Annotated in this window: 10 protein-coding genes and 1 pseudogene; 7 read left to right on the top strand and 4 right to left on the bottom strand. The window is 67.1% G+C overall.

All coding sequences use genetic code 11. The features are described from left to right. The first annotated feature begins 87 nt into the window (after positions 1-87). Positions 88-981 carry a YihY/virulence factor BrkB family protein gene (locus QX121_RS15835; protein WP_315736201.1) on the top strand — a complete coding sequence of 298 codons (894 nt, stop codon included), beginning with the start codon at positions 88-90 and terminating at the stop codon, positions 979-981. Here QX121_RS15835 and QX121_RS15830 read toward each other — a convergent pair. Together QX121_RS15830 and gluQRS are read right to left on the bottom strand one after the other, a co-directional pair. Further along, positions 908-2062: an ATP-binding protein gene (locus QX121_RS15830; RefSeq protein ID WP_409999342.1), complete on the bottom strand. Its 1155-nt coding sequence runs from the start codon at positions 2060-2062 to the stop codon at positions 908-910. The two genes, QX121_RS15835 and QX121_RS15830, sit on opposite strands and share 74 nt — an antisense overlap. Before the next feature lie 573 nt (positions 2063-2635). Beyond that, the gene (gene gluQRS, locus QX121_RS15825) at positions 2636-3505 is read right to left on the bottom strand and encodes a tRNA glutamyl-Q(34) synthetase GluQRS (RefSeq protein ID WP_315812423.1); all 870 of its coding nucleotides are present in this window, start codon (positions 3503-3505) and stop codon (positions 2636-2638) included. Positions 3506-3628: 123 nt separating this feature from the next. Here gluQRS and QX121_RS15820 point away from each other — a divergent pair, with 123 nt between their 5' ends. The 5 genes from QX121_RS15820 to QX121_RS15800 all read left to right on the top strand — a co-directional run bounded on the left by QX121_RS15820 (position 3629) and on the right by QX121_RS15800 (position 9546). Continuing rightward, positions 3629-4282, top strand: a complete 654-nt coding sequence (locus QX121_RS15820; RefSeq protein WP_315799007.1) for a DNA-3-methyladenine glycosylase 2 family protein — start codon at positions 3629-3631, stop codon at positions 4280-4282. Between the two features lie 108 nt (positions 4283-4390). Further along, positions 4391-5482 carry a DUF2855 family protein gene (locus QX121_RS15815; protein ID WP_315799006.1) on the top strand — a complete coding sequence of 364 codons (1092 nt, stop codon included), beginning with the start codon at positions 4391-4393 and terminating at the stop codon, positions 5480-5482. Positions 5483-5557: 75 nt separating this feature from the next. Further along, complete coding sequence (locus QX121_RS15810; protein ID WP_315812422.1) at positions 5558-6529, top strand: peptidyl-alpha-hydroxyglycine alpha-amidating lyase family protein; 972 nt, start codon at positions 5558-5560, stop codon at positions 6527-6529. A 222-nt stretch (positions 6530-6751) separates the two neighbouring features. After that, positions 6752-7309 (top strand): HNH endonuclease, encoded by a 558-nt coding sequence (locus QX121_RS15805; protein WP_009025578.1) that lies wholly within the window; start codon positions 6752-6754, stop codon positions 7307-7309. 275 nt (positions 7310-7584) lie between these two features. Continuing rightward, the gene (locus QX121_RS15800; RefSeq protein ID WP_315812421.1) at positions 7585-9546 is read left to right on the top strand and encodes a putative bifunctional diguanylate cyclase/phosphodiesterase; all 1962 of its coding nucleotides are present in this window, start codon (positions 7585-7587) and stop codon (positions 9544-9546) included. Between the two features lie 20 nt (positions 9547-9566). Here the strand turns inward: QX121_RS15800 and QX121_RS15795 are convergent, their stop codons facing one another. Together QX121_RS15795 and QX121_RS15790 are read right to left on the bottom strand one after the other, a co-directional pair. After that, positions 9567-10856, bottom strand: a complete 1290-nt coding sequence (locus QX121_RS15795; protein WP_315812420.1) for an MgtC/SapB family protein — start codon at positions 10854-10856, stop codon at positions 9567-9569. A gap of 88 nt (positions 10857-10944) precedes the next feature. Further along, positions 10945-12156 (bottom strand): APC family permease, encoded by a 1212-nt coding sequence (locus QX121_RS15790; RefSeq protein WP_315812419.1) that lies wholly within the window; start codon positions 12154-12156, stop codon positions 10945-10947. Positions 12157-13020: 864 nt separating this feature from the next. On the opposite strand from QX121_RS15790, the pseudogene QX121_RS15785 reads away from it, so the two are divergent. Beyond that, a pseudogene (locus tag QX121_RS15785) lies at positions 13021-14003 on the top strand (phosphotransferase enzyme family protein). Positions 14004-14151 lie beyond the last annotated feature (148 nt).

The raw sequence follows: 14151 nt of genomic DNA, 5'->3' as shown, positions 1-14151 counted from the left end.
CGCGCGGCCGGCGCTGCAACTTCTGGCTTTTGGACCCGTAATATCGGATTGTACAAACCAAGTTTCTTTTGCGGAGTGCAGGGACAGGTGAAGGCGCTTCGCTACATCTTCCACGTCGTCATGGACGCGTTCTACACCTTCCTCGCCGACGACGGCTGGGCGATCGCCAGCCATATCGCGCTGTCGACCCTGATGGCGCTGTTTCCGTTCCTGATCGTCCTGACCTCGCTCGCCGGCTTTCTCGGCTCCAAGGACCTGGCCGACCAGGCCGCCACCTTGATGCTCGAGACCTGGCCGGCGCAGGTGGCGGATGCGCTGACCGGCGAGATCCACGACGTGCTGACCACGACCCGGACCGATGCGCTGACCATCGGCGCCGTGCTCGCGGTCTACTTCGCCTCGAATGGCGTCGAGGCGCTGCGGGTCGCGCTCAACCGCGCCTATGGCGTGATCGAGCAGCGCCGCTGGTACTGGCTGCGGCTGGAATCGATCGGCTATACTCTGGTCGCCGCGTTCACCGCGCTGGCGATGTCGTTCCTGATCGTGCTCGGCCCGCTGATGCTGGCCACCGCCCGGCGCTATTTGCCGCTGGCGGTCGAAGCCAACGAGCGCTTCGTCAACCTGTCGCGCTACGGCATCACCATCAGCGCGCTGATCGTCGCGCTGTTCATCCTGCACGCCTGGCTGCCGGCGGGCCGGCGCAGCTTCATGCAGATCGTGCCCGGCATCGTCTTCACCTTCGTCGCCTCGCTGGTGTCGGGCATCGTGTTCGGCCAGTATCTGGCGCGCTTCGCCAACAACTACGTCACGATGTATGCGGGGCTCGCGTCGGTGATCATCGCGCTGGTGTTCCTGTATTTCATCGCCGCGATTTTCGTGTATGGCGGCGAGTTGAACGCCTCGATCATCAAGTCGCGGCTGCCGCGCGGCGTGTCGCTCCAAGAAGCGCAGTCGCTAGAGCCCGCGGCGAAACGGGCTTGAGCAGGAACGCGTCCGCGCCGGCAGCGCGCGAGGCCGCCTCGTCCTCGCCGCGTCCGGACACGCCGATGATCGGGATAGTCCCTTGGGGCGCGTCCAGCTTGCGAATGCGAGCAATCGCCTCGACGCCGTTGATGCCGGGCAGCACCATGTCCATCAGCACCGCATCGTAATTGCCGGCCGCGATCCGCTCCGGCGCCGCCTCGCCCCGACCGATGAACTCGGCCTGGTGGCCGAGCTCGTTGAGGATGGTGTTGAGCACCACGCGGCCGAACGGATTGTCCTCGACCCCGAGGATGCGCAACGGCCTTGTCGGCGCCAGGGTCACGCCATTCTCCGATCCGCCCGCCGCGGTGTGCGGCGCGGCCGCAACGGTCAGCGTCACGGTCAGCGTGAAGGTCGTGCCGCCGCCTTCATGCGGCGCCACGGCGACGTCGCCCCCCATCGCGCGCGCCAGCTGCCGGACCGAGGACAGGCCGAGGCCGGCGCCGCCGAAGCGCGAGGCGATCGAGACATTGGCTTGGCTGAACGGGCGGAACAGCCGCTTGATCTCCTTCAGGGTCAGGCCGATGCCCGAATCCGAGACGTGGAAGGCGATCGCGGCGCGGCCCCTGTTCGCGCCTCGGCCTGCGCCCGTGCTCGGCTTGCCGCGACCGCCGCGACGTGCGGGAACGACCTCCAGCGCGACGCCGCCCTGCTCGGTGAACTTCACCGCATTGTCGATCAGGTTCTCCAGCGCAGCGCGCAGCCGCACGGGATCGCCGAACACGAGTCCCGGCAAGTCGTCGGAGACGTGGACCTTGACATCCAGCCCCTTGGCGGCGGCGCGGCCCGACAGCGAGTCTCCGGCGGCCCGCGCCAGCACGCGCAGATCGAACAGATCCTCACGCAGCAGCGCGCCGGCGGTCTCGTCCTTGGCGGCATCGACGAACAGGGTGGCGAGGCTCGACAGATGCTCCGCGCCGGCCTTGATCGTATCGACCCAGCGCCGCTCGCGCTCGCCGAGCTCGGAGGTGGCAAGCAGGTCGCTGATGGCGAGAATGCCTGTCAGCGGCGTGCGCACCTCATGGGCGAACACCGCCAGCGCGGCTTCGACGACCCCTGGTGATCCGGCGCCAGCCCTGGGCACTGACTTCGCGGCTTCGGGCTTCCTCACTCCGGACTTGGCCGCGCTTCGCCGGCTCCCCGCCATCGCCGTGACCTGAGGAACGTGCTTCTTGAGCGGTCGCGCCTTGGCGCGCTCCTTGGCCGGCGCCGCCTTCGCGGCCTTGGTCTTCGGCGTTTGTGTCTTCGGCGGTTGTGTCTTCGGCGTTTGTGCTGCGGACGACGGCATCCTCACAGATGTCGTCCTGGAGGACGCCTTTTCAGCGGGCGCTCTGGACGCGCCGGCGGGCCTGGGCGCAGCCGGCTTGGCCGGTCGGGCCCGACGCCCCGTACTCATCTTCCGAACGCGCTTCATCATGGCCCCTGTGACATGAACTCCGAAAAACGAAGGGGCACTTGTACTGTCATGTCTCGTCGTGCCGCTTTCGATTGAAGCTCCCGATTACCCGCGCCATTGAGCAGCATGGCACGGTCGTTTCCGGGTGTCACGATGCCCCGGAGGTTGTCCCCGCCGGAAACATTCGGAGATATCAGGGCTGCGGACAGGACACGGCTAGACCATGCCGATCCTGTGTCGGATTTCCGTCGGCGAGACGCCTTCCGCGCGCAAGGCGCGCAATCCCGTCGCCTGGGTGGACTTGGACAGCTTGTGGCCCTGCGCGTCGCGAATCAGTTGGTGATGCCGATAGGCCGGGGCCGGCAGGCCGAGCAGGACCTGCAGCAGCCGGTGGACGCTCGTGGCATGAAACAGGTCCTGTCCACGCACCACCTCCGTCACCCCCTGCAGGGCATCGTCGAGCACGACGGAGAGGTGATAGCTGGTCGGCGTCTCCTTGCGCGCCAGAATCACATCCCCCCAGGCCTCCGGCCTTGCTTCGACCCTGCCACTCTCGCCCGAAGGCCCGGCGCCGTGCTCGTCCCAGGCCGCCCGGCCCGCGCGCGCGACCGCGGCGGCCATGTCGAGCCGCAAGGCATAGGGCGCGCCGCCGGCCATCAGTGCCGCACGGCGCGCTCCGGAGAGCGAGGTCGCGGTCCCCGGATAGAGCGGCGCGCCATCCGGATCGCGCGGCCACCTCCCCTCTGCATCCCGTTGCGCGACCATCCGCGCGACCTCGGCCCGGCTCTCGAAGCTCGGATAGACCAGCCCCATGCCCTGCAGCCGCTCCAGCGCAGCGCGGTACTCGGCGAGGTGCTCCGATTGCCGCCGCACCGGCTGCTCCCAGGCGATGCCGAGCCAGGCGAGATCCTCATAGATCGCCTGCTCGAACTCGGGGCGGCAGCGGGTCGGGTCGATGTCCTCGATGCGCAGCAGCAAGCGGCCGCCGCTCTGCTGCGCGCATTGGAAGTTCAACAGCGCCGAAAAAGCGTGGCCGAGATGCAGATAGCCGTTCGGGCTGGGGGCGAATCGGAAAACGGGTGGCATGTCATCTCGTCCTTGCCGGACTTGAGCTGGCGTGGTCCGACGATCATTCTTCGCGGGCTCGTTCGATCCGAGATGGATACGCGGGTCAAGCCCGCGCATGACAATGGAAAAGGTCGCACTGAGATGACCCTTCACCTCGATAGCCAGGACATCCTCGAGGATGCGATCCGCGACCTGGTGAAGCAGGACGCGCGGCTGGCGCCGATCCTCGCCGCCGCCGGCATGCCGGCGCTGCGGCGGCGCGAGCCAGGCTTTGCCGGGATCGCGCACATCGTCTGCGGCCAGCAACTGTCGACCGCCAGCGCGGCCGCGATCTGGGGCCGGCTGCAGGCGGCATTCGATCCGTTCGATGCCGACGCCATCCGCCGCGCCCGCGCCGACCGGCTGGGACGGCTCGGTCTCTCTGCGGCCAAGATCAAGACGCTGAAGCACATCGCGCGCGAGCTTGGCGCCGGGCGGCTCAATCTCGACGTGCTCGCCAATGAGGACGCCGATGCGGCCCACGCCACCTTGACGACCCTGCCCGGCATCGGACCGTGGACCGCCGACGTCTACCTGCTGTTCTGCCTCGGCCATGGCGATGCCTGGCCGGCCGGCGACCTCGCCGTGCAGGAGGCGGTCAAGGTCGGGCTCGGCCTTGCGGCGCGGCCTACGGCCAAGCAGATGATGCCGCTGGCCGAATCGTGGCGCCCACTGCGCGGCGCGGCGGCGCACCTGTGGTGGAGCTATTACCGCGAGGTCAAGAAGCGCGAGGGCGTCATCGCATCGGCGAACTAACAACTCCGGTGAACGCCGTTTCAAACAAAGTTGGGGTTGCAAAACGGTCATCGATGTCGGCCAGGATCGCACCACGACGCACATCATCGCATGGCCGGGGTCTTCATCATGCAATCGTCCGATTTCATCGTCGCACGCAGCGATCTGCAGCAGTGCAAGACGATCGTCACCGAGCTTCCCGATGGCGCCGCGCTTCCCGCCGAGGCGCTGCTGGTGAAGGTCGACCGCTTCGCCTTCACCGCCAACAACATCACCTACGCGCTGCTCGGCGAGCAGTTGAAATATTGGCAACTGTTTCCTGCGCCCGACGGCTTCGGCATCATTCCCGTGTGGGGCTTCGGCGACGTGATCGCCTCCCGCCATCCTGCCGTCGCCAAAGGCGAGCGCCTGTTCGGCTACTTCCCGATGGCGACGCATCTCGTCATCGAGGCCGCCGATGTCGGCAAGCGCGGCCTGCGCGACGCGGCCGCGCACCGGCAGGGCGTCGCGCCGGTCTACAACGCCTATGCGCGGGTCGGCGACGATCCCGCCTTTGCCGGACGGCAAGGCGATTATCAGGCCCTGCTGCGCCCGCTGTTCATGCTGTCGTTCCTGGTCGATGACTTTCTCGCCGAACAGGCCCATTTCGGCGCAACGACCGTCATCCTGTCCTCGGCCTCGAGCAAGACCGCGTTCGGCCTCGCCCACCTCTTGCATACGCAGCGCAAGCGCATCCGCGTGATCGGGCTGACCTCGCCATCGAATGCAGCCTTCGTCCGCTCGCTCGGCTGCTATGACGAAGTCGTGACCTACGATGCGGTCGACATGCTCGACGCGACGTCGCGCGCGGCGTTCGTCGACATGGCCGGCAATGCCAGTCTGCGCGCCGCGCTGCATCGACACTACGGCGACAACCTGGTCTATTCCGGCCGCATCGGCCTGACGCATCAGGACGGCAGCGATGATGTCGAGACGCTTTCCGGCGCCCGGCCCACCTGGTTCTTCGCGCCTGACCAGATCAGGAAGCGCGCCAAGGAATGGGGACCGGGCGGCATCGAGGCGCGGCTCGGCGCGGCGTGGCGGGACTTCGCTCCGCGGCTCGACGGCTGGCTCACGATCACGGAAGGACGCGGACCGGAGGCCGTGCAGCGCGTCTATCTCGACACCTTGCAAGGTCATATTCCGCCGCATCAGGGCCACATGCTGACGATGGCGACGTAACCAGGTTTTCACCCGCGACCAAAGCCGTGTAGCGTTGCCAGGACTGAGGTTGCACGGAGGCAGGGAGGCGAGGCGATGTCCATTCTCGGAACGGGCAATTTCACCTATCGCGTCGTCAAGGACTGGGCCAGGCTGCCCGAGGGCTGGGCGCTGACCGACGTCGCCTCGGTTGCCGTGGATAGCAAGGACCGCGTCTACGCCTTCAACCGCGGCACCCATCCGATGATCGTGTTCGACCGCTACGGCAATTTCATCAAGAGCTGGGGCGAGGGCCTGTTCAGCCGCGCCCACGGCCTGTCGATCGACAGCGACGACAATCTGTACTGCACCGACGATGGCGACCACACGGTGCGCAAGTGCACCCCTGACGGCAGGTTGCTGCTGACCATCGGCCTGCCGGAGCACCCGACCCCATTCATGAGCGGCGAGCCGTTCAACCGCTGCACCCACACGGCGCTGTCGCCCTCGGGCGAGATCTACGTCTCCGATGGCTATGGCAATGCGCGGGTCCACAAATACACGCCCGACGGCAGATTGATCCGCAGCTGGGGCGAGCCAGGCTCGGATCCCGGCCAGTTCAACATCGTTCACAACATCGCGACCGATGCCGATGGCTTCGTCTACGTCGCCGATCGCGAGAACCACCGCATCCAGATCTTCGACGGCGACGGCCGCTACGAGACGCAGTGGAACAATCTGCACCGGCCCTGCGCGCTGTGCGCCTGCGGCGCGGGGCGCAGGACCTTCATCATCGGTGAGCTCGGTCCGGGCATGCCGGTCAACCTCAACGTCCCCAATCTCGGCCCTCGCCTGACCATCACGGATGCTGGCGGTCAGCGGCTGGCGCGGCTGGGCGGCGAGCACGGCCCGGGCCTGGAAACCGGCCGTTTCCTGGCGCCGCACGGCCTCGCGATCGACAGCCGCGGCGACATCTATGTCGGCGAGGTCGGCGTCACCAATTGGAGCACAAGCTTCCCGGACCGGCCGATGCCCGCCGAGGTCAACATCCACCGCTGCCTGCAGAAGCTGGAGCGTGTCCAGGCCTGACGACGCCTCGCCAGCCAGTTGGGGCGGCGACCGCAGATCTGCGACTGATTTGCAGTGCAGCTGCAAACCGCTCTGCCGCCGTTTTGACGCCTTTCGGGCGCCGCCTCGAAAGACGGGAGAAGCCGTGTCAAGCCATTCTTGGGGCTTCACAATCCCGTCACGCTGCATGTAGTATGTGAGGGCATGCTGCTTCGCAGCCGTTATGGAGGCCAGGAGCGTTACTTGAACGCACATGTCTCGCAAGGCGGTTGGCCGGTGTTGGTGCTGAACGCGGACTTCCGGCCGCTGAGTTATTACCCACTGTCTCTCTGGTCGTGGCAAGACGCGATCAAGGCGGTGTTCCTCGATCGCGTCAACATTGTCGAGTACTACGACAGAGCGATCCGAAGTCCCTCCTTCGAGATCCAGCTGCCCAGCGTGGTTTCGCTGAAATCCTTCGTAAAGCCGACGACGCATCCGGCCTTCACCCGCTTCAACGTCTTCCTCCGCGACCGCTTCGCCTGCCAGTACTGCCACTCCGGCGACGACCTGACCTTCGACCACGTCATTCCCCGCAGTAAAGGTGGCCAGACCACCTGGGAAAACGTCGTCGCCGCCTGCTCGCCCTGCAATCTGAAGAAGGGCAATCTGACCCCGCAGCAGGCCAAGATGTTCCCCAAGCAGGCGCCCTACGCGCCGACCGTCCACCAGCTCCATCGCAACGGCCGGCTGTTTCCGCCGAACTACCTGCACGACAGCTGGCTCGACTATCTCTATTGGGACACCGAGCTCGATCCGTAGCGGATCGGCGCTTTGTCGTCGTCGTTGGACCTCTGTGAAATGGCGGAAGCGCGCTCGCACGGCCGTGCCGGCTGGGGGTGATCGATGTCCGACGTCGACGACCACCGGCTCGATCGGCCAGACGGCTCGCCGAATGGCTCGGCCGTCCGGCGGTATAATGGGCTGGATTAACCCCACCTTAGGCCCCTGTTCAGCATGCTCCTGCGTCGCCGCGTTGGGCGCCGCCATGGCTGCCCGCTTCCGTCACCGATTCAGCAGGGCCGTCCGTTCCGCGCATGCAGACCGCAATCACCGAGTGCAAAGCGGCGGCGCTCGCGAAAGCCCAGGCAGCGAGCTCGCTGCAGAACATTTCCCTGACGCTGTTCGCCAATGTGGCGATCGCAACGTCGCTGGCGCTGTTGCTGTATCTCAGAGAGGGGGGCACGCTCATCTTCTGGTGGCTGGCAGCCGCCATCACCTTCGCGGCGCTCCGCGCTGGATGGGTGTCGTACCTGAAGTCTTCCGGACGGATCGAGCGCGATCCACGGCGCGTGCTGCGCAATCTCACCATCATGGCTTTCGCCAGCGGAGTGCTGTGGGCGATCGTCCCGCTCGCGCTGCCGGCCTTCTCCCGCGCGCACAACGTCAACGACGTCGTCTTCATCATGGCCGGCACCACCACCGGCGCCATCATCCAGAGTCTTGCTTATTCGCCGATGGCGATCGCCTTCGGCGCGCCGCTGATGGGCTCGACCGTGTTGCGGATGCTGATCTCGGGCAGCGATGTCGACTACATCGTTGCGGTCGACGTCGCATTCCTGACCTTCATGCTGTTCCGCGCATCGCGGCTCGGCGAGCGCAACTTCATTGCGAGCCAGAATACCGCCATCGAGGCGACGGTGCTGGCGGAATCCGTCGCCGAGGCCAACCACGCCCTGGAGCGTCTGGTTCGCACGGACTCGCTCACCGGGCTCGCCAATCGCAGTCACTTCCGCACTGTGGCCGCCGCGGCCTGCCGTTCCGGACGCGGGGTCGCATTCCTCCTGATCGACGTCGACAACTTCAAGACCATCAACGATACGCGCGGCCACGACGCCGGCGACCGGGTCATCCAGGCAGTGGCCACGCTGCTGCAATCCGCCTGCCACGCCGACGATCTGCCGGTTCGCCTGGGCGGCGACGAGTTCGTGGTCGTCATGCAGGGTGACGATGTCGCAAGCCGATCCGTCGCACTCGCCGAATGGCTGATGGCCGCCCTCACGCAGCCGCTCGCGATCGCGGGCCAGGTGCTGCCCGTCAGCTGCTCGATCGGCATCGCGGCGCATGCGGAAGGCTCGATCGATCTGGAAGAGCTCTCCGCCCGCGCCGACGTCGCGCTGTATCGCGCCAAGGACGACGGTCGCGGCTGCATGCGCGTGTTCGACGCCAAGATGCAGTCCGAGCTGACGCTGCAGCGCCGGCTCGATGCGGAGCTCCCCGCCGCGCTGGCCCGCCGCGAGCTGCACGTCGAATTCCAGCCCCAGGTCGCGATGGCCACGCAGGAGGTCATCGGCTTCGAGGCGCTGCTGCGCTGGAAGCACCCGAGCGCCGGACTGATCCCGCCGCCGGACATCGTGTCCGCGGCGATCCGATTGCGCCTGTCCGGCCAGCTCACGGAGTTCGTGGGCGAGCGCGTCTGCGCGTTCCTGCGCGCGCTCGACCGCAAGAAGGCGCACGGCATCCGGGTATCGATCAACGTCTCGCCGCGGGAATTCCCGCTTCACTCGCCGGCGCAGACCCTCAAGACCGTCTCCGAGCGCTACGGCGTCGATCCCCACCGGATCGAGATCGAGGTGACCGAAGAGGCGATGTTCGACCCCAAGCGCTGCGCCGACGAATTGAAGCTGATCGACCAATACGGCTTTGGTCTTGCGATCGACGATTTCGGCGTCGGCCATTCCTCGATTGCCAACCTGATGGCGGTCGAGATCGACACCATCAAGGTCGACCGCTCCTTCATCCACGGCATCGCCAGCAACCGACGGGATCAGCAGCTCGTCGCCGCCATCACCGCGGTGGCGCTGCCGCTCGGCCACCGCATGATCGCCGAGGGCGTCGAGAGCGAGGCGGATGCCGAGTGCCTTCGCATGCTCGGCTGCTCCTATGGACAGGGCTGGCTGTATGGCAAGCCGATGAAGGAGGACGACGCCATCGCGTGGCTCGTCCAGCATCGCAGCGGTGCTGCTGCCGCGATCGAGCGCTTGCCGCGAAGCGCGTAGGTGCGGCGCGGACGTCGCGCTCACGGATGGACCAGCACATCGGCAAGACCATGGACAAGGCTCGGTCCGAAGGCGCCGGCCCACGCGGCGGCGATGACGAGGACGAGTCCGGGAACGAGGCGCAGGGCAAAGGACGACCCGCCGCTGGTCCACGCCACCACGATCTTGCTGATCGTGTTCGCCGACAGCGCCGCGAGCACCGGAGCCACGGCATCGGCCGCGCCGATCTTGCCCGATGCGGCGAGCGCAGCCGCGGCCGCCGCCGGCGCATGGGTATCGACGAGACCGGCGACGGCGGCGCTCGCCACCAGGCCGGCTTCGCCGAACGCCTCGCGCAACGCGGCCGACAGCACCAGCACCGCTGAGATCGTCAGCGCCAGCAACAGCGCGCCCGGCAGGCTGAAGGCGTGTCCGGGCGGCAGATCGGCGGAGCCGCTCTGCCGCAACCCGACGATCGTGAAGATCGCACCGTAGATCGCCGCCGCCGCGCCGGCGCATAGCAGCGGAACCAGCAGCGCCTGCAGCGCCGGCAGGCTGGTGACGGCCAGCACCGCGGCGAGCTGAGCGATGGTCGCGACGGTCGACAATGTCGCGCCCGCCGCCGCGGCGCCGCCAAGCTCCGGCGCCTTGCGCGCCCGCGCGCCCATCGCGCCGATCGTGGCCGTGCTGGAGACGAAGCCCGAGGCGAAGCCGGATACGGCGAGCCCGCCGCGTGCGCCGAGCAGACGCATCGAGACATGTCCGGCGGCACCGATCGCCATCATCAGGACGACGAGCGTCCAGATGCCGCGCAGATTGAGCGCGCCGTACGGACCGATCGGCTGATCCGGGAGCAGGGGCAGCACGACCAGCGTGGCCGCGGCAAAGATCAGGCCGTCCTTGAGCTCGCTCTCGCTGAGCACCGAACGGACGAAGTCGTGCAGCACCGGCCGGGCCGCCAGCAGCACCGCCAGCACGACGGCGACGCCCGCCGCCAGAGCAGGTTGCTCGGTGGCGAGGCCGCCGAGCAGGACGGTCAGGATCAGCGCCGCCTCCGAGGTCAGTCCCGGATCGTCGCTGCGCGAACGCCAATAGGCGATCGCCGTGAGGACCATGATTCCAGCGGTGACGATGGCCAGCAGCAGCTTGCCGCCGATCAGCATGCTCACCGCGCCGGCCAGCGAGGCGACGGCAAAGGTCCGCAAGCCCGCGGGCGAGCGCCCGGGCCCCTCGCCCTTGCGGCGCTCGCGCTCGAGGCCGATCAGCAGTCCGATGCCGAGCGCAACGACGATCGCGATGATCGCGGGACTGAGGCTCATGAGATCCGGCATCGACACGGTCCTGCATCACACCGCCAGGCCAGCGCCGGGGGACATCGGGAAACGCGATACTTCGGCACGAGGGTTCCCATCGGTACGCTCAAGGCGCGACGAACGCGCTGACGATCATCAGCATACACGTGATGAGACCGAGCGCAGGGACCCATAGCGGCACCCGCACATGGGCGGCATCCGATCCAATGCGCCGGATGCGAATACGGAGCAGGCACAGGTTGACGATCGCAAAGATCGTCAGCGTCGCGAGCGAGGTGCCTTCCGCCAGCCGCTCCAGCGGGAAGGCCAGCGCGAGAATCGCGACCGCCAGCATGACGAGGCCGGTTGCGATCAGCGGCGTTCCGGTGCGCGGATCGACGCGGCCGGCGATGCGCGGCAGGTCGCCCTGCCCCGCCATGCCATAGACGACGCGGGCCGTCATCGTCATCTGGGCGAGAATGGTGTTGAGCGTGGACACGATCGCGATCGCATTGAAGGTGGCCGGACTGATGCCCGCTACGGCATTGAACACCACGCTGAGCGGCGCGGAAGAGGCCGACAGCGTCTCCGGCGGCACGGCGGTCACCGCAATCGCTGCAATCAGCACATAAAGCACCGTGGTGATCAGCAGCGTGAGCGCCATCGCCCACGGAATGCTTCGCTGCGGGCTCTTGGCCTCTTCCACGACGTTGGCGAGGTCCTCGAAGCCAACGAAGGCGAAGAACGCGAGCAGGCCGGCGAACGTGATGCCTGAGAGAACGCCGAGATCGAGCGGCGGCGGCGTCAGCAAGGCAGGGCCGAACGCGACGCCGGAGTGAACGGCCGAAACGACGATCCACACCAGTCCGCCGGTCTCGATCAAGGTCAGCAGTCCGGCGAGCATCACCGATTCGAGAATGCCCCAGGACGCGACCATGCCGAGCGCGACCACGATTGCCATCGCGATCAACGGCGTCGGCAGATCGATCAGTTGCCGGATGTAGCCGGCGCCGCCGAGCGTCACCGCGGCCGCCGCAATGATGCCGGTGGCGAGCCGCAGCGAGCCGACCGCCGTCGACAACAGCCGCGACTTGAATGCCGCGCGGGCATAGGCGGCTTCGCCGGCGCTCACGGGATAGCGGGTCGCAAGCTCGGCATAGGAGGCGGCGGTGAACGCCATCACGAACGCCGCCAGCGCAAAGGCCCAGGAGGAATGGACTCCTGCATGACCGGCGACCGCGCCGATCAGGACGTAGATGCCGGCTCCGACGGTTACGCCCGTGCCATAGAGGACCAGCAGCGGCAGTCCGAGCCGCCGCCGCAAGCCAGATGGAGGCACGATTGGATCTTGCGGCACCACGACGTCCATTCTTGATCACAACGAATAACAGAGTTGTAGGGGCTTAAGGGAGCAAGCGCGAGCGCTCTTGATCTCGGTCAACCGGGACACGCGCGAGACTCTCTGGGCTGCGGCATTCGGCCGCCCGTCAGGACAAGGCGCGTCGCTGACGCACCGGCGCCAAATAGCGTTCGTGCACATGCGTCTGCCAAGACACGCGTCCGCGCTCCCGCGGCGCAATCCGCCCGAGCCGTACTGATCGAACTCCTCTCGAAACGAGAGGGCGCAGGGAAGACCGAGCCTCGGCCGAGGCCCGTGGCCCCCGTGCGGAGAAAATGCACGGGGCAGGAACCACAGGTTCAGCCGAGAGCGACCCGGCCTTCCCTGCGCGATGGTTTTCACGGCTGCTCCGCGCTCTCCCCGGGGACCGGCTTGTTTGCCCCCGTCGCTCGCAACCACGCACGAACGTGATCGCAAGCTTGGCGCCAGCTTCGGGGCGCCAGGACCACACGGCTTGACCGTCCGCCACGACATCAGTCGTCTTGCGCGCGAACGCGCCCGACCTCGCGACGGCCACCACTCCCCGCCCCCGCGTATCGTGACGACGCGTACGCCCCTCTCTGCATGAGGCGGGATGCGCGGGAGATAAGCATGATTTCCGGAAAAGCGAAACAAGATTATTTTTCGCAGGCGGGCTGGACATCAGCGGCAGATTGCGCTCGCCACCTCGATCGATTTGCCCGACGGCCAGCCCGGTACAACCTGCCTACGCCAATGCGATGGATTGCTCGTGCCCGTCCCGCCTTTCACCGCGGACGGCAGCAGCTTAGGATGCCATCGTCTCCACAATCCGGAACACGCGACGTGCCCGACTTCGAGCCGATCTACACCACGACCGGCGCCGAGAGCGTGGGCCGCTTCGTGGCAACACACTACGCGCTATCAGAGCCGCTCGCGTGCCGCCTGATGAACCGCGGCTTCAACGACGTCTATCTGATTACATCCGCAACGGGCGCACGCTACGTCTTCCGTCTGTCGCATCACCGCGCCCGCGGCCCGGCCGATGTCCGCACCGAGACCGACTTCCTCGCACATCTCGCGCGCTGCGGCGTGCCGGTGGCCGCGGCGGTTCCGGCGCGCGACGGCGCGCTGTTCGTACGCGGCGAGGCGGCGGAAGGCCGCCGCGAAGGCGTGCTGTTTCACGCCATCGAGGGACGGACCCCGGAGGTCGCATCGCAGAGCGACGCGCGCGCAACGGCGTGACGCTTGCCCGAGTGCACGCGGCGGCGATGTCCTATCGGCCCGAAGCGCCGCTCTATCTTCTGGACCTCGACCATCTGCTGCACCGGCCGCTCGCGCGCGTTCAACAGCTCTGCAGTCTGATCGATGCCGATGATGGCGGCTTTCTCCAGGACATCGCGGAGCGAACCGCCGCACGGATCGAGGCGATGGAGGGCCTGACATGGACGCATTGTCACGGCGACTGCCACGGCTTCAATGCGCGCATCGGCGCTGGCGGCGAGGCCGTGTTCTTCGACTTCGACGACGGCGGCCCCGGCTATCTGGCCTATGACATGGCCGTGTTCCTGTGGGCCAAGCTGTCGTTCGGCCGGCGCTTTCATGCGGCGTGGCACGCCTTCGTCGACGGCTACCGCTCGGTCCGCCCGATCTCGACCGCTGATTTCGAGGCCGCGCATGCCTTCGTGATCGTCAGGCACTTCTGGCTGATGGGCGAGCAGGCCAGCCATTCGCGCGAATGGGGTAGCGAGAATGTCCGCTGGGTCACGCAGCAGCGGGAATTTCTCGAAGGCTGGGAGGCGCAGCAGCTTGGGACGCGCTTGCTATGAGCTTGGGCGGATCGGAGGGATTGAACCGGAGAGCTCCGGCGGCCGACGCATGATCCGGCGTTCAGGCTTGCAGGGTTCGGTCCTTTCCGCGGTGACGATGACGAGAATAACGTTTCGCAATCCTTCCGCCGCGACCGAAGCAGACGCA

This window comes from Bradyrhizobium sp. SZCCHNR2028, from assembly GCF_032380995.1.
Taxonomy (GTDB): domain Bacteria; phylum Pseudomonadota; class Alphaproteobacteria; order Rhizobiales; family Xanthobacteraceae; genus Bradyrhizobium.
Note: the sequence above shows the minus strand (reverse complement) of the source record. Positions and strands in the feature narration are given on the sequence as shown.

Excerpts from the sequence above, each read along its gene's own strand:
- QX121_RS15815 (WP_315799006.1), top strand. The coding sequence starts at position 4,391 with ATGCAATCGTCCGATTTCATCGTCGCACGCAGCGATCTGCAGCAGTGC.
- gluQRS (WP_315812423.1), bottom strand. The coding sequence starts at position 3,505 with ATGCCACCCGTTTTCCGATTCGCCCCCAGCCCGAACGGCTATCTGCAT.
- QX121_RS15800 (WP_315812421.1), top strand. The coding sequence starts at position 7,585 with ATGCAGACCGCAATCACCGAGTGCAAAGCGGCGGCGCTCGCGAAAGCC.
- QX121_RS15795 (WP_315812420.1), bottom strand. The coding sequence starts at position 10,856 with ATGCCGGATCTCATGAGCCTCAGTCCCGCGATCATCGCGATCGTCGTT.
- QX121_RS15810 (WP_315812422.1), top strand. The coding sequence starts at position 5,558 with ATGTCCATTCTCGGAACGGGCAATTTCACCTATCGCGTCGTCAAGGAC.
- QX121_RS15820 (WP_315799007.1), top strand. The coding sequence starts at position 3,629 with ATGACCCTTCACCTCGATAGCCAGGACATCCTCGAGGATGCGATCCGC.